Origin of the sequence: Natrinema altunense (assembly GCF_000731985.1) — an archaeon.
Lineage (GTDB): Archaea > Halobacteriota > Halobacteria > Halobacteriales > Natrialbaceae > Natrinema > Natrinema altunense.
The window spans coordinates 25,009-46,484 of record NZ_JNCS01000007.1 but is presented as its reverse complement, the minus strand read 5'-3'; the positions used below and the strand labels follow the sequence as shown (position 1 = coordinate 46,484).

24 protein-coding genes and 1 tRNA gene are annotated in these 21,476 nt (G+C 65.4%); 14 read left to right on the top strand and 11 right to left on the bottom strand.

Translation table 11 applies throughout. From position 1 onward, the window contains the following. Nucleotides 1-69 precede the first annotated feature (69 nt). Together ALTAJ2_RS13015 and ALTAJ2_RS13010 are read right to left on the bottom strand one after the other, a co-directional pair. The gene (locus ALTAJ2_RS13015) at nucleotides 70-483 is read right to left on the bottom strand and encodes a TRAM domain-containing protein (protein ID WP_007107643.1); all 414 of its coding nucleotides are present in this window, start codon (nucleotides 481-483) and stop codon (nucleotides 70-72) included. A gap of 100 nt (nucleotides 484-583) precedes the next feature. Then, on the bottom strand, nucleotides 584-2,311 hold the full coding sequence (locus ALTAJ2_RS13010) for a radical SAM protein (protein ID WP_007107642.1): 1,728 nt from the start codon (nucleotides 2,309-2,311) through the stop codon (nucleotides 584-586). 1,737 nt (nucleotides 2,312-4,048) lie between these two features. Between ALTAJ2_RS13010 and ALTAJ2_RS20115 the strand changes: the two genes are divergently transcribed. From ALTAJ2_RS20115 to ALTAJ2_RS13000, 3 genes are all read left to right on the top strand, one after another. Beyond that, nucleotides 4,049-4,573: a winged helix-turn-helix transcriptional regulator gene (locus tag ALTAJ2_RS20115; protein WP_007107641.1), complete on the top strand. Its 525-nt coding sequence runs from the start codon at nucleotides 4,049-4,051 to the stop codon at nucleotides 4,571-4,573. 109 nt (nucleotides 4,574-4,682) lie between these two features. Then, nucleotides 4,683-4,841, top strand: a complete 159-nt coding sequence (locus ALTAJ2_RS19775; protein WP_007107640.1) for a DUF7559 family protein — start codon at nucleotides 4,683-4,685, stop codon at nucleotides 4,839-4,841. Between the two features lie 197 nt (nucleotides 4,842-5,038). After that, nucleotides 5,039-5,512 carry an Hsp20/alpha crystallin family protein gene (locus tag ALTAJ2_RS13000; RefSeq protein WP_007107639.1) on the top strand — a complete coding sequence of 158 codons (474 nt, stop codon included), beginning with the start codon at nucleotides 5,039-5,041 and terminating at the stop codon, nucleotides 5,510-5,512. 1 nt (nucleotide 5,513) lies between these two features. Here ALTAJ2_RS13000 and ALTAJ2_RS12995 read toward each other — a convergent pair whose 3' ends face one another. Both ALTAJ2_RS12995 and ALTAJ2_RS12990 read right to left on the bottom strand, forming a co-directional pair. Then, nucleotides 5,514-6,698, bottom strand: a complete 1,185-nt coding sequence (locus tag ALTAJ2_RS12995; RefSeq protein ID WP_007107638.1) for an NAD(P)/FAD-dependent oxidoreductase — start codon at nucleotides 6,696-6,698, stop codon at nucleotides 5,514-5,516. Nucleotides 6,699-7,100: 402 nt separating this feature from the next. Next, entirely contained in the window at nucleotides 7,101-7,391 is a 291-nt protein-coding gene (locus tag ALTAJ2_RS12990; RefSeq protein ID WP_007107637.1) for a DUF7521 family protein, read from the bottom strand. Between the two features lie 197 nt (nucleotides 7,392-7,588). On the opposite strand from ALTAJ2_RS12990, the gene ALTAJ2_RS12985 reads away from it, so the two are divergent. Beyond that, on the top strand, nucleotides 7,589-7,822 hold the full coding sequence (locus ALTAJ2_RS12985; protein WP_007107636.1) for a CDGSH iron-sulfur domain-containing protein: 234 nt from the start codon (nucleotides 7,589-7,591) through the stop codon (nucleotides 7,820-7,822). A gap of 19 nt (nucleotides 7,823-7,841) precedes the next feature. Here the strand turns inward: ALTAJ2_RS12985 and ALTAJ2_RS12980 are convergent, their stop codons facing one another. From ALTAJ2_RS12980 to ALTAJ2_RS12970, 3 genes are read right to left on the bottom strand one after another with little or no spacing between them, the layout of a single operon-like run. Continuing rightward, on the bottom strand, nucleotides 7,842-10,289 hold the full coding sequence (locus ALTAJ2_RS12980; protein ID WP_007107635.1) for a heavy metal translocating P-type ATPase: 2,448 nt from the start codon (nucleotides 10,287-10,289) through the stop codon (nucleotides 7,842-7,844). A 1-nt stretch (nucleotide 10,290) separates the two neighbouring features. Continuing rightward, complete coding sequence (locus tag ALTAJ2_RS12975; protein ID WP_007107634.1) at nucleotides 10,291-11,139, bottom strand: sulfite exporter TauE/SafE family protein; 849 nt, start codon at nucleotides 11,137-11,139, stop codon at nucleotides 10,291-10,293. Between the two features lie 14 nt (nucleotides 11,140-11,153). Next, on the bottom strand, nucleotides 11,154-11,369 hold the full coding sequence (locus ALTAJ2_RS12970; RefSeq protein ID WP_007107633.1) for a hypothetical protein: 216 nt from the start codon (nucleotides 11,367-11,369) through the stop codon (nucleotides 11,154-11,156). A gap of 100 nt (nucleotides 11,370-11,469) precedes the next feature. On the opposite strand from ALTAJ2_RS12970, the gene ALTAJ2_RS12965 reads away from it, so the two are divergent. The 4 genes from ALTAJ2_RS12965 to ALTAJ2_RS12950 are packed head-to-tail and all read left to right on the top strand — an operon-like array spanning nucleotide 11,470 to nucleotide 14,408. Next, nucleotides 11,470-11,673, top strand: a complete 204-nt coding sequence (locus ALTAJ2_RS12965; RefSeq protein ID WP_007107632.1) for a hypothetical protein — start codon at nucleotides 11,470-11,472, stop codon at nucleotides 11,671-11,673. After that, nucleotides 11,670-12,461 carry a cytochrome c oxidase subunit II gene (locus tag ALTAJ2_RS12960; RefSeq protein WP_049899610.1) on the top strand — a complete coding sequence of 264 codons (792 nt, stop codon included), beginning with the start codon at nucleotides 11,670-11,672 and terminating at the stop codon, nucleotides 12,459-12,461. Before ALTAJ2_RS12965 ends, ALTAJ2_RS12960 begins: the two co-directional genes overlap by 4 nt. Further along, the gene (locus ALTAJ2_RS12955; protein ID WP_007107630.1) at nucleotides 12,454-14,199 is read left to right on the top strand and encodes a b(o/a)3-type cytochrome-c oxidase subunit 1; all 1,746 of its coding nucleotides are present in this window, start codon (nucleotides 12,454-12,456) and stop codon (nucleotides 14,197-14,199) included. The genes ALTAJ2_RS12960 and ALTAJ2_RS12955 overlap by 8 nt, the downstream gene beginning before the upstream one ends. Further along, nucleotides 14,199-14,408, top strand: coding sequence for a hypothetical protein (locus tag ALTAJ2_RS12950; RefSeq protein WP_007107629.1), 210 nt, complete (start codon nucleotides 14,199-14,201; stop codon nucleotides 14,406-14,408). The genes ALTAJ2_RS12955 and ALTAJ2_RS12950 overlap by 1 nt, the downstream gene beginning before the upstream one ends. 100 nt (nucleotides 14,409-14,508) lie before the next feature. On the opposite strand, the gene ALTAJ2_RS12945 is transcribed toward ALTAJ2_RS12950, so the two are convergent. Further along, a complete protein-coding gene (locus ALTAJ2_RS12945; RefSeq protein WP_007107628.1) occupies nucleotides 14,509-14,820 on the bottom strand; it encodes a DUF7091 family protein in 312 nt (103 codons plus the stop codon). 316 nt (nucleotides 14,821-15,136) lie between these two features. On the opposite strand from ALTAJ2_RS12945, the gene ALTAJ2_RS12940 reads away from it, so the two are divergent. The 3 genes from ALTAJ2_RS12940 (at nucleotide 15,137) to ALTAJ2_RS12930 (ending at nucleotide 17,273) form a co-directional block, all read left to right on the top strand. Beyond that, the gene (locus tag ALTAJ2_RS12940; protein WP_007107627.1) at nucleotides 15,137-16,066 is read left to right on the top strand and encodes a hypothetical protein; all 930 of its coding nucleotides are present in this window, start codon (nucleotides 15,137-15,139) and stop codon (nucleotides 16,064-16,066) included. 1 nt (nucleotide 16,067) lies between these two features. Then, nucleotides 16,068-16,718 (top strand): RPA family protein, encoded by a 651-nt coding sequence (locus tag ALTAJ2_RS12935; RefSeq protein WP_007107626.1) that lies wholly within the window; start codon nucleotides 16,068-16,070, stop codon nucleotides 16,716-16,718. Between the two features lie 141 nt (nucleotides 16,719-16,859). Further along, nucleotides 16,860-17,273, top strand: a complete 414-nt coding sequence (locus tag ALTAJ2_RS12930) for a ribbon-helix-helix protein, CopG family (RefSeq protein WP_007107625.1) — start codon at nucleotides 16,860-16,862, stop codon at nucleotides 17,271-17,273. 67 nt (nucleotides 17,274-17,340) lie between these two features. Here ALTAJ2_RS12930 and ALTAJ2_RS12925 read toward each other — a convergent pair whose 3' ends face one another. Together ALTAJ2_RS12925 and ALTAJ2_RS12920 are read right to left on the bottom strand one after the other, a co-directional pair. Next, on the bottom strand, nucleotides 17,341-17,553 hold the full coding sequence (locus ALTAJ2_RS12925; RefSeq protein ID WP_049899606.1) for a hypothetical protein: 213 nt from the start codon (nucleotides 17,551-17,553) through the stop codon (nucleotides 17,341-17,343). Between the two features lie 151 nt (nucleotides 17,554-17,704). Further along, nucleotides 17,705-18,160: a DUF5814 domain-containing protein gene (locus tag ALTAJ2_RS12920; RefSeq protein ID WP_006187206.1), complete on the bottom strand. Its 456-nt coding sequence runs from the start codon at nucleotides 18,158-18,160 to the stop codon at nucleotides 17,705-17,707. A 177-nt stretch (nucleotides 18,161-18,337) separates the two neighbouring features. Here ALTAJ2_RS12920 and ALTAJ2_RS12915 point away from each other — a divergent pair. Together ALTAJ2_RS12915 and ALTAJ2_RS12910 are read left to right on the top strand one after the other, a co-directional pair. After that, nucleotides 18,338-18,409, top strand: a tRNA-His gene (locus ALTAJ2_RS12915). Between the two features lie 223 nt (nucleotides 18,410-18,632). Continuing rightward, nucleotides 18,633-18,986 (top strand): hypothetical protein, encoded by a 354-nt coding sequence (locus tag ALTAJ2_RS12910; protein ID WP_007107624.1) that lies wholly within the window; start codon nucleotides 18,633-18,635, stop codon nucleotides 18,984-18,986. 35 nt (nucleotides 18,987-19,021) lie between these two features. On the opposite strand, the gene ALTAJ2_RS12905 is transcribed toward ALTAJ2_RS12910, so the two are convergent. Next, nucleotides 19,022-19,870 (bottom strand): alpha/beta fold hydrolase, encoded by an 849-nt coding sequence (locus tag ALTAJ2_RS12905; RefSeq protein WP_007107623.1) that lies wholly within the window; start codon nucleotides 19,868-19,870, stop codon nucleotides 19,022-19,024. Nucleotides 19,871-20,169: 299 nt separating this feature from the next. Here ALTAJ2_RS12905 and ALTAJ2_RS12900 point away from each other — a divergent pair, with 299 nt between their 5' ends. Then, nucleotides 20,170-21,453, top strand: a complete 1,284-nt coding sequence (locus ALTAJ2_RS12900) for a hypothetical protein (RefSeq protein WP_007107622.1) — start codon at nucleotides 20,170-20,172, stop codon at nucleotides 21,451-21,453. The last annotated feature ends 23 nt before the right edge of the window (nucleotides 21,454-21,476 follow it).

The window sequence follows — 21,476 nt, the reverse complement described above, 5'->3', positions numbered from 1 at the left end:
GTACCCGCCCCTTCTCGTCGAGGTTTTGCGCGAGGTCGGCGTCGCCGACCCGGACGCAAAAAGGCCGCGTTAGAACGTGTCTTCGATGATATCGCCGACAGCGAAGTTCGACTTGACCTCGGTGACCTCGATCTTGACGCGCTCGCCGACGTCGGCCCCGGGAACGATGATGACGTAGCCGCGCTCGACGCGGGCGATCCCGTCGCCCTGCTTGCCGATGTCTTCGATCTCGACGTAGCGCGTTTCGCCGGAGTCGACCGGCGGCTGTGGCTCGGACGGTGCACTCTGTGGCGCGGTAGCCGCCGAGCCGTCGTCGTCGCCGGTCTCTTCGTCTTCGCGCGAGATGAGCGCGACGCGGTAGACCTCGCCCGGGTCGATATCGCCGGTCTCGACCTCCTGACGTGGTACCTCGATGACGTAACGATCCTCCTCTTCCGAAACGTCCGTACTGAACAGACACAGCAGCTTTTCAGATATTTCCACAGGCAGACCCTCGATTTCACCTCAGATCCGCCTCCATAATAGAACTACCGACACCGTGCCGTCAGTTGGCAGGCGACGTGGTTCGACGGGACTACAAAGCTCAGTCCGCGGACTCGAGCGATCGGGTCGTGACGAACTGGGAGAGATCGAACGCCGTCCCGAGGTCGGCGTCGGCGATCGAGTCGTAGGGACGGTTGACGACGATGTCGCCGGCGGTGCTGTCGCCGATGCCGGGGATGGCGGTGAGTTCGTTCATCGAGGCCGCGTTGAGATCGAGCGGATAGGGGACGCCGGTTACCGAACGGTAGCCGTGATCGACGACCGCGACATCGATCGTCCGGCCCAGTTCGCGTTCGCCCGGCACCCCGACGAGCAGCGGGTAGGTCCCGAGCTGGCGGCCGAAGGTCGTGCCGTCCTGGTGGTATTCGAGGTGGACGTCCGGGAGGACGGTTCCCGGCGGCGCGACCCGTTCGAGCATCGGGTTATCGATCTCCTCGCGGACCCGCTTTTTGTAGCGTTTGAACAGCTGTTTGTGGTCGTTTGCGATCTTGGCTCCCGTATCGCTCATGTCGGTCCCGTCGAAGGCCATCACCTGCCGGATGTTGATCCGGCGGAGCATGTAGCCCTCGTCGTACACCCGCTGGAGGAACGCACGGTTTCGTTCGTAGGTCTCCTCGCGCTCGCCCTTGAGCCCGTGCAGGAGGTTGATCCCGGGGAGGAGCTTGGGGAGTCGGCGCGGCGCGCCGTCGCCGAAGGTGGGCGCGTCTGCGGGATCCTCGCCGGGCCGCCACCCGGCCGCTTCGTTGACGATCCTGACCGCCTCGAAACACTCCTCGGCGGTGACGTTCAGGTTGTTCTCCTCCTGGACGACGGGATCGGCCGACTCGAGGCCGAACGCGGCCGTGTCGCCGGGCGTATTGTGCTCGGCGATGATCCGAATCCCCTCCCGGCTCCGCTCGGGCCAGTTCACGATCGTGATGGGGTTCATATTGTCCAGGTGGAGCGTCTCGAGATCGGGCGCGACCTCGCGGATGCCGCTATAGAGTTGGCGCAAGGCGTCGGGGTTGGGGGCCTCGCCGTCGCCACCGTAGGCGAGAATGTCGGCCTGTCGACCGATCCGGAAGTGTTTGACGCCGTAGTCCGAGAGGGCGTCGACCTCGCCGACGACCGTCGGCGGCGGCCGGAACTCGGGGTTGCCGTACAGCGGCTCCGTACAGAACGAACAGCGATACGCACAGCCCCGCGAGGTCTCGAGTTCGCAGATGAGATGCGCCGGATGATTCGGATGCTGCTCGACGATGAACGCACCCTCCTGGGCCCACCGCGACACTTCGTCGAGATCCCGCATTCGATTGTTGAACCCCTCGAGACCGCTGTCGACGAGGTCGTGGACGGCGGCCTCGACGTCACCTTTGGCGACGAAGTCGAAGTCTAAGTCCTGGCGTTCGGTCTCGGTCGCGCCGGCGTTTTCCTCGCCGACGCCGAACTTGACCGGCCCCCCCATCAAACTCGTCCCGTTGGCGGTCCAGGCCAGTTTGCGAACCTCGTCTGGCTCGGCCGGCGTGCCGCCGACGTACTTGCCGGGGACGGTCATCCCGCCCAGGTAGATCATGAGATCGGCCTCGTCGACATCCCGCCAATAGTCGGGCTGTTCGCGAAGCCTGTCGATCGTGTGGTACGTGATCTGATCGCGCGGAACGCCCGCATCGACGAGCGCGCCGGCCGCGTACCGGGGGTACGTCGAGATGTACGGCGGCACCCCGAAGTGTGCGGGCTCGTCGACGTAGCCGTCGACGATCGTCACCGACAGCGTCTCGGGGTCAGTCATGGCTCCCGATAGCGCCTCGAGTGATAAAACGGTGACTACACGCCGCCGGTCCGCCTCGAGCGGTCGATCGGCGGCCGTCGATCGCGTCAGGCGCGGCGCGGTCGTGAGTTCGTGACACTGCCCACGCGGCGAGACGCGAGTCACGGGGCCGGCGCGGCACGACCGTCACCGACCGACATCGCCCGGTTGCATTAGTTTAATACGGCGAGAAGGAATTGTATCCAACAACCGAAGCGGGCGAAACGGACGGAACAGGAGTCCACGAACAGGCGAGCAGTGCGTCCGCCCGTCTCCATCCGTTTCCGCTCCCCCGGTGGTACCGCCCGCCGATCCGTCCCCGTGCACTGTGAGCCGTGCCGCCAGATCACCGGTTCGGCTCACGACCGGAGACCCGACGTTCAGACGCCACGCTCACGAACCCCGGACGGACCCTCGAGTATAATGACCAGGAGAACAGCGCTTCGATCGATACTCCGTGCGAGTATCGTCGCGGTACTCGTCGCGACAACGCTCACTGCGGGAGCGACGGCAACCGTCGGCCTCGAGACCGGACAAACGCTCACGGACCGTGCGGACGACAGCTATCCGTCACTTGCGATCCAAGACGATTCAGACGAACCCGACGAGCCCGACGCTCCTGATTCCGCCGACAGTCCCGACGATTCCGACCCATCTGACACCTCCGACCCTTCAGACAGCCCTGACGACTCCGATCCATCTGACCCCTCGGACACTTCCGACAGTCCCGACGATTCCGATCCATCTGACCCCTCGGACACTTCCGATAGTCCCGACGATTCCGATCCATCTGACCCCTCAGACACTTCCGATAGTCCCGACGATTCTGACCCATCTGACCCCTCAGACACTTCCGATAGTCCCGACGATTCTGACCCATCTAATTCCTCCGACACTTCAGACAGTCCCGACGATTCCGATCCATCTGACCCCTCAGACACTTCCGATAGTCCCGACGATTCTGACCCATCTAATTCCTCCGACACTTCAGACAGTCCCGACGATTCCGATCCATCTGACCCCTCAGACACTTCCGATAGTCCCGACGATTCTGACCCATCTAATTCCTCCGACACTTCCGACAGTCCCGACGACTCCGACCCGTCTGATTCCTCCGACACTTCCGACAGTCCCGACGACTCCGATCCATCTGACCCCTCAGACACTTCAGACAGCCCTGACGACTCCGACCCGTCTGATTCCTCCGACACTTCAGACAGTCCCGACGACTTCGACCCGTCTGATTCCTCCGACACTTCAGACAGCCCTGACGACTCCGACCCGTCTGATACCGCCAACGGTTCCGGTTCCGCTGGTGAGTCCGATACTGCCGACACCCCTGGTCCCTCCGACAACCCCGACGAGTCAAGTAACTCGGACGGCCCCCGCGACTCGGACGCCTCCGATACCTCAGACGGTTCGAACGACTCCGACGATGCCGGCGACTCGAGCAACGCGACCGACCTCCCGTCTGGCGTCGAAAACGACGCTGCGGTCGGCGAGACGAGTGACCCCGGCGTAACGACGACCGCAGCCGACGAGACGAACGCTGACGAAGGTGATGAGACGCCGCCGGAGACATCACCGAGTCGAGGCGAAGCGACCGGGACTGCGCTTGCGACCCTACTCGCGGCAACCGCTGTCAACGCCTCGGCGGTCGGACGCACGTCGCTCGTCGTCGGACAGTCGTCGCTCGGGGGGACGGTTCGACTGGCAACGATGACCGTCGAGCGGGCCAGTGCCGACGACTGGTGGCGGTATCTCGGATCGCTGTTCCGGTACAGCCGGTTCGACGACTCCGATCCGCTCGCACACGAGTCCCGGGCGGAGATCTATCGAGCGGTCGGCGACGATCCCGGGATCTCCCTCTCCGAACTCGCGGCCGCGACCGATGTATCGCTGTCGACGGTTCGACACCACCTCCGCATTCTCGAGGAGGAGACACTGGTTCATTCGGAGAAGATCCAGGGAAAGCGGTGTTACTATCGGGCTGACGCGACCGACGAAGTCGACATCGCGCTCCGGACGGCGCTCGAGAAGCCGGCGACCCGACGGATACTCGAAGTGCTGGCCGAGCGCGGGCCGGCACAGACGACGACGCTCGCGGACGAACTCGATCGGGACCCGAGCACGATAACCCACCACCTCACGACGCTGGCGGACGCGGGACTCGTCGTCAGGGAGCGCGAGGGACCGGCGGTGATCAGTCGGCTCGCGTCGGACGTGGAACTGCCGACCGAGTGACCGCAGCCGACAGCCGTGGACGGGTCCCGAGCCTCCGTAAACGGACGCGATGCCTGCAGCCACCGGGGGTGAAGCCAATGTTGATTAGTTCGGCCCGCCAAGGGCCGATATGCCTCCGACGGAAGAGATCGTCTGTACCGCCTCGGACTGTTTTCTCGATATCTTCGAGAACCACTACACCTACGACGTCCCCGACGACTTCGACGTCTCGGAACTGTCGTGTCCGGTCTGTGGCGGGACCGACTGCCTCGAGCGGGTCGAACTCTGAGCGGTGTTCGTCCGGCACCCCATCCCGACGAGAGCGACTCGAGTGTGGGCACCCCCGTCAGACCTTTCTTTTTATCCTGACGAAAGAGATATGAATGGGGCTGCCGTAGCCGTCCGTACGGCCATGTCTGCCATACACTCTCAGACCTTTCTCTCGGTCCCCGCGGCCGCCGTCCACCCCGCCCGAGGTGACCCTCCGTGAGCCTCAAAGAGTTCGGGAAATCCGTCGGAAGCGCGCTCTACCGACAGGTCGGTCGCGCGAACGGCCGCGTCCAGAACCACCGGTCGCTCCCCGTCGACATTCTCGAAAATGACTCCTCGTATCGCGTCGTCTTCGACGCACCCGGAGCCGAACCGGACGACGTACAGGTCCGCTACCTCGACGGAAACGTCAAGATTCGCATCGACCGGTTCCGGCAGTTCCACGAGGGGTACGAGCGACGGTTCCCCGGTCGCGGAATGTCGCTGAACGGTGAAGCGGAACTCCCGCCCGACGCCGTCGTCGATCCGGACGCCGGCACGGCGCGACTCAGCGAAACGGGAACGTTGAGCGTCGAACTGCCGAAGGGATCGGCGGTGGGTGATACCGCGGAGAGCGGCGAGTCGGCGTCCGAATCGGACCGCAAACGGGATACGGATACCGAAACGGAACCGGTCGCCATCGACGACTGACTCAGTCCCGATCGAGCGTCATTCCCTCGACGACGTCGAACGTCTCGTCGCCGTCGAACCGGGTCGGATCGAAGGCATCGATTCCCGACCCGCCGAGTATTTCTTCCGCGATCCGCTCGCCGATCGCCGGCGCGCGCATGAAGCCGTGGCCCTGGAACCCGGTCGCGACGTAGAGCCCGTCCTCGAGCGCCCCGACCAGCGGATCACGATCCGGCGTCGCCGTACAGAGCCCGGCCCACGCCCGCTCGAGGTCGCTGTCTGCAACGGTCGGAACGCGGTGTGTGAGCCGCTCGCTGAGATCGGCCGCGAAATTCGGGTCGGCACCGCGGTCGTACGCGTCGGGATCGGCCTCGCGTTCCTCGGTACCGTCACCCGCGAGGAAGCCGTCGGGATGGGGCCGCAGGTAGAAGTCACCGGTCGCGTCGTAACACATCGGCTCCGCGAGGTCACCGTCGGCGACGAGCGCCTGCACGCGGTAGGGTTTCATCGCGATGGAGAGCCCCGCATCCGCGAGCAGTGCTTTCGTTCGGGACCCGGCGGCCACCAGGACGGCGTCGACCTCGTGGACCGCGCCGTCCGGACGGACGACGCGGGGAGGGTCGGTCCGTACCTCGACCGGCGTATCGGTCTCGAGGGTCGCGCCGGCACCGGTGGCCGCGGCCGCGAGGCAAGCCGTATACCGGGCCGGATCGGTGTAGCCCGCCCCGCCAGCGACCCCCGCGACTGCGATGTCGTCCGTTCGCAGGGCGGCGAAGCGCTCCCCGAGCGCATCACCGTCCATTTCGAAGGCGACGACGTCGTTGTCCTGCATGTGACGCACCTGTTCGCGGATCGCATCGGCCCTGTCCGCGTCGTCCTCGCGGGCGAGCCAGACGTAGGGACATTCGACGAACGGGAACGTATCGTCGCCCGAGAAGGCGCGGAACCGTTCGAGCGCGCCGTTCGCGATCTCGGCGTCGAGCCCGTCAGCGAAGGCGTCGTAGCAGATCCCCGCCGCTCGCCCGGTCGCATCGCTCGCGACGGACTCGCGGTCGTAGAGGGTCACGTCCGCCCCCTCGCTCGCGAGGTCGTAGGCTGCAGTCGCGCCGACGGCTCCCGCGCCGACGACGGCGACCTCGAGACCCGCACCTCGCTCTGTGAACGCGTCCGCGCCGACGGCCAGTTCGGGCTCGTCGGCCCCGCTCATGACGGATCACTTGGGAACGTGGATTGGAACGGACGACTCGAGCCGCGACCGTCGGCTGCCGTTGTGCGATCGAAATCGGCTTGCATGGCCGCTACTCGAGTCGGGACTCACTTACCTCTGGGTGATCGACGCGGGAGTGCGTCGCTGCTGTCGGTCGGGACGGACCGAGACCTCGATGGGACGAGTCGTCGCGGACGGGAGGAAGGGGGAGGGGTACGACAGCAGGTCGAGCTCCATGGTTCAGTGCCGTCTCTCCTGCCGTACCGCGGTTGTTTCACGGCATCACACATACCAGTATTCCCAAAAGAATTTGGTGGGTCGCCGTTCGGACCGGACGCTTCGCTCGGATGGCAGTGAGTGAGTCGGGATGGGCACCCGTCAGTTCGATGGATCGAACGGGGTTCAGGTGACGTAAAGCGAGCGGGCGATAACGAGGAAGCCGGCCAGTACGAGCAGACTCTCGAGCAGGATGCCGATCATCAGCGGAACGTCGAGGATTTCGTACAGCATTCCGGCGAGGACTAGCCCGAGCGTGACGAGGCCGAAGCCAAGCGAGAGATAGCCAAGCGCCGGCTGGCGGGTTCGCCGGTAGGCCTTGTACGCGAAGAACGTGATAACGCCGCCGACGAGGAGGACGAGCGTCTTGACGACCGCGAGCGCGATCGCAGTCGGCATTGCCGCGGCGGAGGACATACTGTTCTCGTTTCGATATCCGAGACCGGTACCAAGAACCTTGTCGTTCCCGAAAGGCGTGGGACATGACAGCGGACCCCGTAACCGGATCGCAGCGCGGACGGCCAAACCGACCGCTCGCCGGGGAAGCGGCCACGACGGTCCCGCGCTCGAGACCGGCGGGTCACTTTTGTCGTCGGCGGGCCGAAAGGCGTTCGATGACACGACTCGTCGAACTCGAGGAGACGGGGCCACGGAAACTCGATCCGTCGGATCTCGACGACGAAAAGGGCGATATCGCGGTCTGTCAGTGTGGGCTTTCGGAGTCGTTTCCGTTCTGCGACGGCAGCCATCGACGGACGCGCGACGAAGACGACGGCACGACCTACGTCTACGAGGACGGGGAGCGCCGGGCGGTCGAACGGGTCGTAACGGCCGACGACGACGCGTAAGCTCCGTCGTCGGTCCGGTCTAGATCGATCGGGCCGAGTTACAGACGACGAGCGCGCTGCTCGCGGCCATCGCGATGGCGGCGAACAGCGGGTTCAGCAGACCGGCGACCGCGAGGGGAATCGCGACCGCGTTGTAAGCGAACGCCCAGCCGAGGTTCTGTCGGATCCGTCGATGCGTCCGCGTCGCGACGGTGAACGTCTCGGCGACGGCCTCAAGGTCGTCGTCGACGATCACCGCGTCGGCCGCGTCGGTCGCGAGTTTCGTCCCGCCGCCCATCGCGATCCCCACGTCGGCGGCGGCCAACGCGGGCGCGTCGTTGCTCCCGTCGCCGACCATCGCGACCGTCCCGCGTCCCCGCAGCCGATCGACGGTTTCGGCCTTCGCTTCCGGCGGGACGCCGGCGAAGACCTCGTCGACGCCGTCCAACTCGCGGAGCCCCTCCGCCGCCGGTCCCTCGTCGCCGGTGAGGACGACGACCTCACGGCCCGCGGCGACGGCCTCGAGCGCGTCGTCCAGTTCCGCGCGCGGCGAGTCGCCGACGGCGATCACACCGCGGACCCGGCCGTCCCAGCCGACCGCGACGGGAACGTGACCGGCTTCGCGAACGTCGGCGACGCACGACTCGAGCGCGTCGGGGATGTCCAGCCCGCGCTCGCGGAGGAAGTCGGGATGACCGACCGTGATGTGCTCGCCATCGACGCGCCCGGTGACGCCGCGGTCCGCCCGCTCGAACGCCGCGACCGCGTCCCCGGCAGCGTCGTCGTCGGTCGCGGACCCCGGTGCGGCGTCGGCGACGGCGGTGGCGATCGGATGTTCGGAAAGCGCCTCGAGCGTCCCGGCGCGCCGGAGCAGGTCGTCCGGCGCGATCGCGTCGGCGGTGTGGACGCGTTCGACGGTCATCGTGCCGGTCGTGAGCGTGCCCGTCTTATCGAGGACGACGACGTCGACGTCCGGAGCGTCCTCGAAGATCGTCTCCGTGGCGACGACGACGCCGCGCTCCGCGGCGGCTTGAACCCCCGCGGCGATTGCGAGCGGCGTCGCGAGCCCGAGCGCGCACGGACAGGAGACGATCACGACGGTCAGTCCGAGCAACAACGCGTCCGACGGGCTCGAGCCGGTCGCGAGCGAGACGACCGCCGCGCCGACGGCGAGGACGACGACCAGCGGAACGAAGACGGTCGCGAGCTTGTCCGCGAGTCGCTGGACGCCCGGCCGGGCGCTCTGGATCGACCAGAGCAGGGAAACGAGCCGATCGAGCGTGCTCTCGGCCTCGTCCCCGACCGTGAGGACGATCGGGGCGTCCGTGACCACGGTCCCGCCGCGGACGAAATCGCCCGGCGCTTTGTCGACGGGCAGGGACTCGCCGGTCACCAGCGACTCGTCGATCGCGGCGGTTCCCGACGCGATCTCGCCGTCCAGGGGCACGCGTTCGCCCGGCCGTACGAGAAGACGGTCGCCGGGCTCGACGGCCTCGAGCGGCACCGTCTCGCCGGTCTCGAGGCGAGCGTCGTCGACCTGTCGTTCGGTCAGTTCGGAGAGGAGACCGGTCGCGCGGCGCTTGACCGCCTGCTCGTAACGGGTGCCCGCGGTGACGACGAGGACGATCGCGACGGTAACGTCGAAGTAGAGGTGGCCCCGCCCGAGCAGCGTCGCGACCGCGCTAAAGGTGTACGACCCTAACGCGGCCGTCGCGACGAGCAGGTCCATGTTCGGTCGGCCCGCGCGGAGACTGACGTACGCCCCGCGAAGGATGGGATAGCCGGTGTAAAAGAGGATGAACGAGGTGAACACCCAGATATTCGACGCCAGAAAGGAGCCGGCGTAACCGCCGAAGTCGGCGACCGGTTCGTAGCCGAAGTAGGTGGGATAGAGGAAGAGAACGTACCACACCATGACCATCATCCCGAAGAACCCGCCCAGCAGGAGCGGGGCGAGGCCGTCGTCGGAGCCCGTCTCCTCGCCCGCGGCCGCTCGGTCGGACGCGGTGTAGCCGTGACCGGAGACCAGTTCCGGCAACTCGTCGGCCGAAATCAGATCGGGGTCGTAGACGAGCCGGATCGTATCCGTCGCGTAGCTGGCCGTCGCCCCGAGGACGCCCTCCGTTCGCTCCGCGGTCGTCTCGAGGAAAGCCTCGCAAGTCGAACAGTGCATGCCGTCGACAGCGAGGAAGGCGTCCTCCCCGTCGAGATCGTCGAGTCCGCCCTCGTCTTGGGACTCGTCCAGGCGCGATTTGACGGCCGATTCGTCGGGCGCATCGTCGGCCCGGTCGAGCGTTCGGGAGACCTCGAGACAGCCCCGACAACAGAACGTGCCGTCGCCGTCCGGTTCGGTAAGCGGGTCCGCGGGAGTCGGAAGGCCACAGAGGTCACAGGTCGCAGCGTCGCTGGCCGGCCGCGTCGAACGCGCGCTCGAGGAGCCGGCTTCCGGTGCGGATTGGTCCGTCGACGGTCGTGATTCGTACCCCATGTTAGAACGGTTGTGCAAACGGGAGTGGCGGATGTGGGAGGTGGATGCCGTACAGCATGAGTCCGTGCGAGAGCGGGATGTAGCCGAGGAGAACGAACGCCGCGCCCAGCCCGCGGTGAAGTCGAACGCGCGTGTCCGCCTCGATCGTGGTCAATAGGGTGCCATAGAGGAACAGCGTCGGAATCGTTCCCACCCCGAGCGCGGCCAGCGAGAGCGCCCCGCGCGCCGGCGACCCCAGTGCGAACGCATAGAGGTAGGCCGGATAGATAATCGGACAGGGCATCAGTCCGTGGACCGCCCCGAGCCCGACGATCCCCGGCGACGTGGCGAGCCGATCGATCCGGCTCGAGAGCAGCCCCGACAGCCGTCGGAACAGCGAGCCGAGGACCGGCAGATCGTGACCGGGAACGGCCGTTTTCCCCCGAAGGTAGTACAGGCCGCTCCCGACGATCGCGATGCCGACGAGAATGCCGGTCGCGCCCCTGACGGAATTACCGATGGCTGCGACGGCCTCGCTCGAGGCGATCGTCACCGCCCCCAAAAGCCCGAACAGGCCGCCGATGGCCGCGTAGCTCGCCGTTCGGCCGAGGTTGAACAACGCGTGCTGGCGCACCTCGAAGGCGGTCAACGTGTCGTCGCGACGCGCGTCGCTCGCGGAGCCGATCCGGTCCGCGTAGGTCGTCACCAGCGGGCCACACATCCCCAGACAGTGTGCGCCCGCGAGGAGTCCGACGACGACGAGAACGAGCAGGTCGACGTGCTCGGCGCCCGAGCACAGGGAGACGGCGCTCTCGAGGGGGACCGCAGGCAGAGCCGAGACCGGGTCCAACAGGAGCGACCCTGAAAGCATGAGAAAGACGGGGCTCAGCTCGCGGTACCGTTTGCGTCACCGGCGTGGTCGTGTCCGTGTCCGGTGTCGACCGGCGACATGGCGATATACAGCGAACTGAAGATGATGACTAGGTTGACAGCAGTAACGCCGCTGGCGAACAGCGAGTGGGTCACTCCGTAAACGATCACCGGGATGAACGCGAGCAATCCGGTAGTCGCCGCCTGTCGCGGCGTGGCGGTCTCGAACATACCCGTGGGTGAGGTCGTAGACGAGTTAAAACCACGAGACGTTCCCAAGGAGTGGGAAGCACGGCCGGTGGTAAGTCATCCCCCTCACCTACCACTCCGTATGGCTTCAGCAACGGAACAGAGGGAGACCGATCAGGTTCACGAGATCGGTCACGAGGAGTACGATCCGATCGGGACGGCGATCCTGATCGGGATCTACTTCCTAATACTGGTACTGCTGTGGCTATTCATGTACTTCGTCGAGTTCCTCGGCAACGGGCCGACCGTCGTCGGGGCGCTCCTGACGGTGGTGGGACTGGCATGAATATCCACACCTACGAAAAGGCATGGCTGGTCGCGGCCATGGTATTGATCGTCGGGTTTATCGCGACGATTACCTACGGTGCGGTCGGCCCCGGGATCGCGATGATCGACGACGACGCCGGGTCGATCGATCCCAACGAGATCTCCGATCACGAACGGTTCGGCGAAACCGGCGTCGAACACCTCGGCGGCAACGAGTACGAAGTCAACGTCGTCGCCCAGGCGTGGGCGTACTCGCCGAGCGAAATCGAGGTGCCGGCCGGCAGCGAAGTGACGTTCTACGTGACGAGCCGCGACGTGACCCACAGCTTCACCGTGGTCGGAACGAACGTCAACACGATGGTCGTTCCCGGCCAGATCTCGGAGATGACGGTTCAATTCGACGAGCCGGGCGAGTATGGCATCCTCTGTAACGAGTACTGCGGGGAAGGCCATCACACGATGGAAGGCCTGCTGACCGTCGTCCCCGAGGACGAGTTCGATCTGACCGAACTCTCGACCGACGCGCCACGCGAAGTCGAGGTGGGCAACGAGACGACGATCAACGCCACCGTGAGCAACGGGATGCAGGACGGACTCGAGACGACCGCGACCCTCGAGATCGGTGAGCAGCAGTACGAACGGGATGTGACCATCGACGGCGAAGGCAGCGCGGAACTCACGTTCGACGTCGATACTGACGCGCTCGGAGAGGGCGAGCACGACTGGACGTTCACGGTCGACGACCACGAGGAAAGCGGGACGCTTTCGGTCGTCAGCGAGACGGATGGAGGTGACACGAATGAGTAGTACTGCGGGTCAAACCTATCTCGATCAGTTCCCGGCAGAGGCGAAGGTAATCAAGGCGGCCTTCTGGAGCTCGTTCATGGCGCTGGCGATCGGCGGCCTGCTCGGGCTCGTGCAGGCGCTCCACCGGACGGACGTCCTCCGGTTCATCGATTCGGCGGACTACTACACCGTCCTCACCGCCCACGGCGTACTGCTGGCGATCACCTTCACGATCTTCTTCCTCGTGGGGATCTTCACCTGGGCGGTGACGACGAGCCTCGATCGCGGCGTCGTCGATATCCGCTTTACCTGGGCCTGGTACATCATGATGGTCGTCGGAACGATACTGGTCGGCGTCTCGATCCTCGGCGGGGTCGTCGACGCGATTCCGACGAACGCCGACGTCCTCTTTACGTTCTACGCTCCGTTGCAGGCCCATCCCGCGTTCTACGTGGGACTGGTGCTGTTCGTCGTCGGCTCGTGGCTCGCCGGCGCCGACTGGTTCCGGACCTGGTGGGCCTGGCGGAAAGAGAACCCCGACGAGCGGATCCCGCTGCCGACGTTCATGGCGCTGACGACGACGCTGTTCTGGTATCTCTGTACGCTCGGCGTCGCGCTGTCGATCCTCGTCTTCCTGCTGCCGTGGTCGCTGGGGATCGTCGACTCCGTCAACCCGCTGTTGACCAGAACGCTGTTCTGGTACTTCGGTCACGCCGTCGTCTACTTCTGGCTGATGCCGGCGTACATGATGTGGTACATCATGCTGCCGAAACTCTCCGGCGGCAAACTGTTCAGCGACCCGCTTGCACGCGTGGTCTTCGTTCTCTTCCTGCTGCTGTCGACGCCGGTCGGGATCCACCACCAGTATCTGGATCCCGGCATCGCAGAAGGGTACAAGTTCATCGCGATGACGAACACGATGTTCCTGCTGTTGCCCAGCCTGCTGACGGCCTTTACCGTCGTTGCCAGCATGGAACACGGCGCACGACAGCGCGGCGGAACGGGCTATCTCGGCTGGCTCAAGGCCCTCCCGTGGCGCGACCCGGTGTTTACCGGGATGGCGCTTGCGGGCCTGATGTTCGCCGCCGCCGGCTTCTCGGGCATGATCAACGCCGGGATGAATATCAACTATCTCGTCCACAACACCTGGTGGGTCGTCGGTCACTTCCATCTCACCGTCGGGACCGCGGTCGCCCTGACGTTCATGGCGGCCGCGTACTGGTTCATCCCGCAGGTCACCGGCAAGGAGCTGTGGAGTCGCCGGCTCGCACTCGGACAGGTCCTCGTCTGGTTCGTCGGCATGACGTTCATGTCGAACGCGATGCACCGTTCCGGGCTGTTCGGGATGCCACGCCGAACCGCCGAACCGCAGTACCAGGGCTTCGACTTCGAACCGGCCGTCGGGACCGTCGGCGAGATCAACGCACAGGTGGCACTCGGCGCAGTGCTCCTGACCGTCGCGCTGGCCATGTTCCTGCTGAACATGGTCATGACCTCGTTCAACGACGATAGCGACTCGCTTCCCGCAAACACCTACGCCGGTACGCTCTCGGGCCCCGAGGATTCGCCGGCCGTCCTCGACAACCTCAAGCTCTGGACCGCGATCGCCGTCGTGCTCGTGATCGTCGGCTACACGCTGCCGCTCGCGAGCATCGTCGACTCCGGCGGCCTGTTCGGTCCCGACATCGGCGGCTTCCAACTCGCCATCGAAACCGATCCCGCACTCGTCCTCGAGTCGGTCCGCGAGGTGATGCCGTAGTGCGCATCTCGAAGGGCGCACTGCTGGTCGTCATCGCCGTCCTCGTCCCGTTCGTGGTCGAGTTCCGGACGGCGCTCTCGTGGTTCGGGATCGAACTCTCGATCCTCGAGTCGCTCGTCCTCGGTGGTATGGCCGTCCTCGCGGTCGTGCTCTGGGCGGTGTGGCCCCCGAACGGGAACGCCGAGGCCGAGCTATCGGGCTCGAGCTAAGCCGCAGAATCGATTTTTCGAGGGCCACGACGGTGGGCGACCACGTCGCGAACGCACTGTAGCAGTTCGGCGACGAGGGGCGGCAACGGATCGAGCCGGGTTACCAGGTTTCGATCCGGCCGGCTCGGACGTCCTCCGCACACCCCTCGCAGTCGGGGTGGTCCGCCTCGTAACAGGCCGGCCGGTACTCCGCGTCGAGCTTCGCCGCCCGCTGTTCGGCGTAGCGTCGACAGACGATCTTCGCCCGGCCCGCGTCGTCGGCCGGCAGCCCGCGAGCGTTCTTCGCGACCTCGTAGGAATCGCGGGCCTCCTCGAGTTGTTCGTCGGTCGATTTCCGGAGCTCCTCGAACTGCTCGCCCGCCTCCTGAAGCGTCGAGCGGAGGAGCCGCTCGAGCTGACGCCGATCCGGCATTGGCACACCGTTCGACCGCAGGGCACATAGGCCCGTCGCCGGTGGGGACGATCGACACGGCGACCGGCGGGAACGACGAGAGAGCACCCGGTCGACAGCGACGCCGTTCGACGGACCGATCGCGACGCCCTCGAAGCCGTACTCGTGGTCGGCGACGCCAACAGCTACTGATCGGCGTCCCGCACACGACCCCTCGACGCCGCCTAGCGGTTTCTTTCACCGACGTTCACTTTCGCTCCGGTGGCGGTACTTTAAATACTATCGGGCGCGAACGGACGTATGCCTCCCAGTGAAACCAAAGAGGAGGCGAGACACAATGAGCGACGTACGACAACACGCGGACGACATCCACGAGCAGTTTTCGGACCACCTCGACGTCGACGTCGAGGACGTCGAAGAGCGCCTGACCACGCTCGTCGACGAGTACAAAGTGCCGATGGACGAGGCACGGCGAAGCGTCACCAACCACTATCTCGAGGAGGCCGGCCTCGAGCGCGAGGACATCTCGAGCGGCGACAGCGAGGCGGCCACCATCGAGGACGTCGACGAACCCGAGGAGTGGATCGACCTCACCGCGAAGGTCATCGAACTCTGGGACCCCCGCAGCGACTCGGTTGCACAGGTCGGCCTGTTGGGCGACCCGACCGGGACGATCAAGTTCACCAAGTGGGCCAAATCCGATCTGCCCGCGCTCGAGGAAGGCGGCGTCTACGAGCTTCGCAACGTCGTCACCGACGAGTATCAGGGCCGATACTCGGTCAAACTCAACTCGACGACGGTAATCGAGGAACTCGACGAGGAACTCGAGGTCGGCAACGACACCAGCGAAATCGAGGGTGCACTGGTCGACATGCAAAGCGGCAGCGGGCTGATCAAGCGCTGTCCGGAGGAGGACTGTACCCGCGTTCTGCAGAACGGGCGCTGTAACGAACACGGGGAGGGCGAAGGCGAGTTCGACCTCCGCATCAAGGCCGTCGTCGACGACGGCATCGACGCCCACGAGGTCATCTTCGACAAGGACGCGACCGAGGACCTGACGGGATTGAGCCTCGAAGAGGCCAAGGACATGGCGATGGACGCGCTCGATACGACCGTCGTCGCAGACGAGATCAGAGCGGATATCGTCGGCACCTACTACCGCATCGAGGGGCCCACCTTCGGCCGGTACGTGCTTGCCGACGACGTCGAGGAACTCGACGGGCCGGCGGATCCCGAGGAACTGCTGATCAAAGCGAGGTCGATGTAACATGAGCCAGTCCGAACTCACGCGCGAAGTCGCCCGCCGCGTCTTCGCCTCCGAATTCAACGATTCGACGTACGCATTCAAAGAGAGCGACGACGAGCGAGCACCCAACTACGCCTTGCTCCCGACGGGCGACCGCGCGAACCGCGTGTTCGTGGTCGGGACCCTTACCGAGACCGAGGACGTCGGCGACGACAGCGAGTACTGGCGCGGCCGCGTCGTCGATCCGACGGGGACGTTCTTCGTCTACGCCGGTCAGTACCAACCCGAGGCCGCATCGGTGCTCCGTGACACGGAACCGCCGGAGTACGTCTCCATCGTCGGCAAACCGCGCACCTACGAGACCGACGACGGGACGGTCAACGTCTCCCTGCGACCGGAGTCCATCGCGGTCGTCGACGACGAGACCCGCGACCGCTGGGTCGTCGAAACGGCCGAGCGAACACTCGATCGCATCGAGGCGTTCGAGGCCTGGGAAGCCGAGCAGGAAGCGCCCGAAAGCGGCTCGACGGCACCGACCAACGAGTACGCCGAAATGGCCCGTGAACGATACGGTTCCCCCGTCGTCAACTACCGCAACGACGTGATTCAGGCGCTCGAGAGCCTCGAAAACGTCGGGGGCGCGGACGACGCGGACGCGGAAGCGACGAACTGAACGCGACTCCCGGACGAGTCTGTTTCGGCGCGCTCGAGCGTGCCCACCGGCTCGCTCGAGCACCGGACGAACGGCCCGGTCGTCGCTCGCACAGTCGTCTGACAAATGGTTAAGTATCGTGACCGACGACTAGAGGTATCGATGGGGAACAAGAACAAGACGATCTCGTTCCGGGTCAACGAGGACGCGTTCGAGGCGCTACAGGCGATCGCCGAGGAACGCGATATCTCGCTGTCCGCCGTCTTCCGGGATTACGTCGACCGACTCGTCGAACACGACGGCCGGGTCGAAGTCATCCCCGAGGACGAACTCGAGGCCCGCGCTGGCGGAGCGGGAGCCGACGAGGAGATCTCGTTCCCGCCGACCGTCGAAGTCCCGAAGCGATTCATCCGCGAACACGAACGGCTCGAACTCGAGGCCGAGCACCTCCGGGAACAACTCGACGAGTACAAAGGATACGTCAACGACCTGCAAGACCGACTCGAGGACGAGGAAGACGAAGTGCTGTTGCTCGACGAGTTAGACGACGAAGACGAATCGTACCAGCTACGATAGCGAACGGAGACAGGAGACGCAGGCCCGAAACGGTTCAGATCACCGGGTAGAAGAGAGAGTCAAAGGCTTACTCCAAATAGCCGAGTCGTTCGAGGTTCGCACGCGTCGCCTCATCGAGATCGGTCTCCTCCAACGCGTCACGTCCCGCCTCGTGTCGTTCGTGTAGCAAGCGAAGGAGTTGTCGGGACGTCCGGAGCTTGAACCGGAGGTCCGGGTCATCGACGTCCGACTGAACGCTCGCAAGCATCGTATCAATGGTCTCGAAAGCCGTCTGAGACATCGTTTGTGGCTAGCCGGCTGCGACGTATATGAGCGGTTACGGTTCCGATCCAGCAGGAACCACGGACGGGGCTTAGCGCCTCCAGAATGGCCGTATGTGGGCGGTAGACGCGCTCACAGTAGTACACTCATCCGCACACCTCGAGACGGACCTATCGCTCGAGTTCCCGTTTCGCCTGCCGAATCTGATCGTACTTCTCGTCCGCACCCTCGACGCGAGCGAGCCCCTCCGCGGCCTCGAGCGTGCGGACGCCGTTGTCGAGGAAGGACAGCACGTCGCCGGGATAGGCATAGACCATGTAGTCGTCGGTCATCACGTCGACGATCGCGTCCGGCCCAAGCCCCTGAGCGCGTAACTCGAGGAGGTACTGGATGAACTTCCGCTCCGGACAGCCACAGTAGGGATTGTTGTCGCAGTTGCAGTCGAGGAAGTCCTGCGTGAAATCGAGCACCCGGTCGCGGGTCGCGTCGTCTAACTTCTCGAGGCCGTCGCCCTGAAAGAGCATGTCGAGCGTCGCGCCCTTGAACGCCCCCTTGGGAATGTTCGTCTCGAGTTGGGAGCTGAGCTGCCGGTGGTTCTTGATATAGATCTTGTCGGTGATGGCCACGCTTGTGGGCGCTACCCGCCGTACGCCGAAAAGCGTCCCGGTCGCGAGCGGGGCAGATGTCTCGAGCGACCGTCGCGCAGTCACGGGACGGAAATCGCGCGGTACGGAGACCCACACCGCGTCGGAGAGTCGTAACGTATTTTAGTCCAACCGGCTGTAGGGTAACGTGTACACGTGTCCGGGTTGGGGTAGTGGTTATCCTTCAGCCTTGTGGAGGCTGAGACGCGGGTTCGATTCTCGCACCCGGACTTTGTCGCCGCGAACAAATCCGTGAGCGGCGCAAATCCGACCGAGATCGAACCCTGCCAGTCGCAGCGGTCGAGCGAAGCGAGGCCGACCGTCTGGCTACGGTTCGATTCTCGCACCCGGACTTTTTCGCGGCGAGTCAAACGGTGAGCGGGCAAATCCGACGAGACGCGAGTCCGGGTCCCGACGTGCAACTTTTTGTCGCGGCGTTCCAACAGTTGCTGCCATGACCAATGGACTGGAGCCGACCGAGGAGTACGACGGCTCCATCGTCGTCCGTCTCTTGGACGATCAGGCGGGACGAGAGGAGATCCGGTGTCCGTCCTACCAGGACGCGATCGCCGTCGTCAAAGAGAACCACCGCTCGGTCACCGTCGCGAAGATCCTGGATCGTGACGGTGCCGTCGTCTTCACGTCGTCCGAGATGGACATCGGCGACTGGGAGACCGAGTGGGAGCGCGCAAAGCGCCGTCTCTCCGTCGACGTCGACGAATACGAGTGCCCGTACGACGACATCGCCTGTTTCGCCGACGATCTCTGTGTCCGGTGTCAGATCGACCGCGTTCGAGACCAGTACTGAACTCGAGGCGAGCCACCGGCTCGTGTCCCGGCCGTTCACGCCGCGTCCGCGAGGAAGTCGGTCAGCCGCTCGACGAAGTACGCCGGCCGTTCCTCGGGGATCCAGTGACCGGCGCGGTCGACGATCTCGCCCTCGACGTCGGTCGCGACCGCTTCCATATCCCTGATCGGACGGTCCCGGAAAGACGCCGCGCCGCCGAGTGCGAGCACGGGCATCTCGAGGGGAGTGTCCGCGTGGTCCCGGTTGTGCTCGGCGTCGGTGTCGAAGGCGCGGTAGTACTCGAAGCCACCCCGCAGCCCGCCGGCCTGCGAGTAACAGCGGACGTACTCCTCGCGGGCGGCGTCGTCGATCGCCGAGGGATCGTATGCACCCTCACCGTAGAACCAGTCGAGGTAGAGCCGCTCTCGGCCGGCGACCAGCCGTTCGGGGAGGTCGCGAACGCTGTGAAAGCGCGTGTGCCACAGCGGGCGTTTCTCGTCCTCGTTGATCCCCGGCAGTCCCGCCTCGAGTACGCAGAGTGCACGGACGTGGTCGCGGTACTGGGCGGCGTAGGCGTACGCAGTCGGCATTCCCCAGTCGTGGCCGACGAGCGCGATCGGGTCGTCGCCGTGTCCGAGGTGGTCGAGAAGGACCCGAACGTCGGTCGCGACGGTGTCCTTGTCGTACCCCGAAACGGGGGTTTCGGAGTCGCCCAGTCCGCGAAGGTCGGGCGCGATAACGGTGTACTCGTCGGCGAGGTGTGGGATCACGTCCCGCCACTCGTACCAGGTCTGTGGCCAGCCGTGGAGCAATACCAGCGGCGGTCCGTCGCCAGCGGTCACGTAGTGCAGTTTGACGCCGTTGACGCGGGCCCGTCCGTGCTCGAGGTCGTCGTGTGCGACCATACGACAACGTTCGGAGGCTGAAATATCAGTCTTCGGTACGGAACGAAACGAGCGAGCGGTTCCCGCGTGGTTCCTGCGGGAATCCGAGCCCGTTCGACGGGGACCGCCGGAGCGGGCGATGGCGGGGGCTCGGGCCAACGACGTGGCAGAGGCCTGTTGGCGGCTTGCGGAGCGCAACCGAAGACGATCGGCGGCGGGTGAGTCGAACGTGACCGGGACGATGCCAGTTGACGGACAGCCGGCCGTTCGGTGGCTCTCGCATGCTCTCGCGTTTAGGAGCGTCGTCGCGTAGGGGGCATATGGCGGACGGTCGATTCGGCGAGCGGTTCGACAAAACGCGGCGAAACGCGGTGCTCGCCTGGCTGGTCACGAGCGCACTCGTCGTCCTCACGATCGCCCACGGGCTCTCCGACGCCTACCGCTGGTTCGCGTTTACCGCGTTCGCGGTCGCGATCGTCCTGCTACCGGCCGCCGCGTTCCGAAATCCGCTCGTGATGCCACCCTGGAAACTGTTGGGCTTGGTCCTACTCCCCGTCATCGATGCGGCAGTCTCCGGTGCGTCGTTTCTGACGTCGATCGCCGTGTACGTCGCCGTCGCTGCGGTCGCGCTCGTCGCGTGCGTCGAGATCGACCGCTTTACCGCGGTACGAATGAACCACGCGTTCGCGGTGGTGCTCGTCGTGCTGACGACCCTGGCCGTCGCCGGGGCGTGGCACGTTGCCCAGTGGCTCGCCGACGTGACCCTCGAAACTGACTACATTCTAGACGGCCGCTCGCAGGACGCCGCCAACCGCGCATTGATGCATAACTTCGCCTACGCGGCGGTCGCCGGCCTGCTCGCGGGTACCGTCTTCGGGCGCTACTTCCGGTCCTACGGCGCGGACGATAACGAGGCCAGACGCCCGCCGACGCCGCGGAAGACGTCGCCCGACGGGGAACCCGCCCCCGTTCCGTCCCTGATCCGTGATCTCCTGGACGTTCCCGACGGGACCGTCAGACGGCTCTCGCGGCTCATGCAGGTGGCCCTCGCCGTCCTCCTACTGTATGGCATCGCCGGCCGCGATCTGACGACGGTTTCGAACGCCGCCATCGCGCTCGCGATCACGTTCCTCTCGGCCGTCCTCGAGCGAGACGCCAAACTGCCACTCGAGTCGGGGCTCGTGTTCTGGCTCACGGCGGCCGTGTTTCTCCACGTCCTCGGCTCGGCTGGGTTGTACGCCCGGATCGGGCCGTGGGACAGTATGACACATACGATCTCAGCATCGATCGTCGCTGCGGCGGGCTACGCGGTCGTCCGGGCGATCGACTTCCACACCGACGAGATCTACGTCCCGCCCGCGATGCTGTTCGCGTTCATCCTCGTGTTCGTCCTGGCATTCGGCGTCGTCTGGGAACTCATAGAGTTCGGGATCGACCGAAGCGCACAACGGGTCGGGCTCGACGCGGTCCTCGCCCAGCACGGTCTCAACGACACGATCGTCGATCTCGTCTACGACGTCGTCGGGGCCGTCGTCGCCGCGATCTGGGGCTCGTTCTACCTCACGGCACTCTCCCGGCGTATCGCCGGCCGACTCGAGGAGTGACCGGTCGCTCGAGGGACGCCCGG

Coding starts and splice junctions, on each gene's coding strand:
- ALTAJ2_RS13010 (WP_007107642.1), bottom strand. CDS start 2,311: ATGACTGACCCCGAGACGCTGTCGGTGACGATCGTCGACGGCTACGTC.
- ALTAJ2_RS12970 (WP_007107633.1), bottom strand. CDS start 11,369: ATGTTCGAGACCGCCACGCCGCGACAGGCGGCGACTACCGGATTGCTC.
- ALTAJ2_RS12900 (WP_007107622.1), top strand. CDS start 20,170: ATGGCGGACGGTCGATTCGGCGAGCGGTTCGACAAAACGCGGCGAAAC.
- ALTAJ2_RS12955 (WP_007107630.1), top strand. CDS start 12,454: ATGAGTAGTACTGCGGGTCAAACCTATCTCGATCAGTTCCCGGCAGAG.
- ALTAJ2_RS12995 (WP_007107638.1), bottom strand. CDS start 6,698: ATGAGCGGGGCCGACGAGCCCGAACTGGCCGTCGGCGCGGACGCGTTC.
- ALTAJ2_RS12960 (WP_049899610.1), top strand. CDS start 11,670: ATGAATATCCACACCTACGAAAAGGCATGGCTGGTCGCGGCCATGGTA.
- ALTAJ2_RS12935 (WP_007107626.1), top strand. CDS start 16,068: ATGAGCCAGTCCGAACTCACGCGCGAAGTCGCCCGCCGCGTCTTCGCC.
- ALTAJ2_RS12930 (WP_007107625.1), top strand. CDS start 16,860: ATGGGGAACAAGAACAAGACGATCTCGTTCCGGGTCAACGAGGACGCG.
- ALTAJ2_RS12975 (WP_007107634.1), bottom strand. CDS start 11,139: ATGCTTTCAGGGTCGCTCCTGTTGGACCCGGTCTCGGCTCTGCCTGCG.
- ALTAJ2_RS12985 (WP_007107636.1), top strand. CDS start 7,589: ATGACACGACTCGTCGAACTCGAGGAGACGGGGCCACGGAAACTCGAT.
- ALTAJ2_RS12980 (WP_007107635.1), bottom strand. CDS start 10,289: ATGGGGTACGAATCACGACCGTCGACGGACCAATCCGCACCGGAAGCC.
- ALTAJ2_RS20115 (WP_007107641.1), top strand. CDS start 4,049: ATGACCGTCGAGCGGGCCAGTGCCGACGACTGGTGGCGGTATCTCGGA.
- ALTAJ2_RS19775 (WP_007107640.1), top strand. CDS start 4,683: ATGCCTCCGACGGAAGAGATCGTCTGTACCGCCTCGGACTGTTTTCTC.
- ALTAJ2_RS12945 (WP_007107628.1), bottom strand. CDS start 14,820: ATGCCGGATCGGCGTCAGCTCGAGCGGCTCCTCCGCTCGACGCTTCAG.
- ALTAJ2_RS12925 (WP_049899606.1), bottom strand. CDS start 17,553: ATGTCTCAGACGGCTTTCGAGACCATTGATACGATGCTTGCGAGCGTT.
- ALTAJ2_RS12910 (WP_007107624.1), top strand. CDS start 18,633: ATGACCAATGGACTGGAGCCGACCGAGGAGTACGACGGCTCCATCGTC.
- ALTAJ2_RS12940 (WP_007107627.1), top strand. CDS start 15,137: ATGAGCGACGTACGACAACACGCGGACGACATCCACGAGCAGTTTTCG.
- ALTAJ2_RS12905 (WP_007107623.1), bottom strand. CDS start 19,870: ATGGTCGCACACGACGACCTCGAGCACGGACGGGCCCGCGTCAACGGC.
- ALTAJ2_RS12990 (WP_007107637.1), bottom strand. CDS start 7,391: ATGTCCTCCGCCGCGGCAATGCCGACTGCGATCGCGCTCGCGGTCGTC.
- ALTAJ2_RS12965 (WP_007107632.1), top strand. CDS start 11,470: ATGGCTTCAGCAACGGAACAGAGGGAGACCGATCAGGTTCACGAGATC.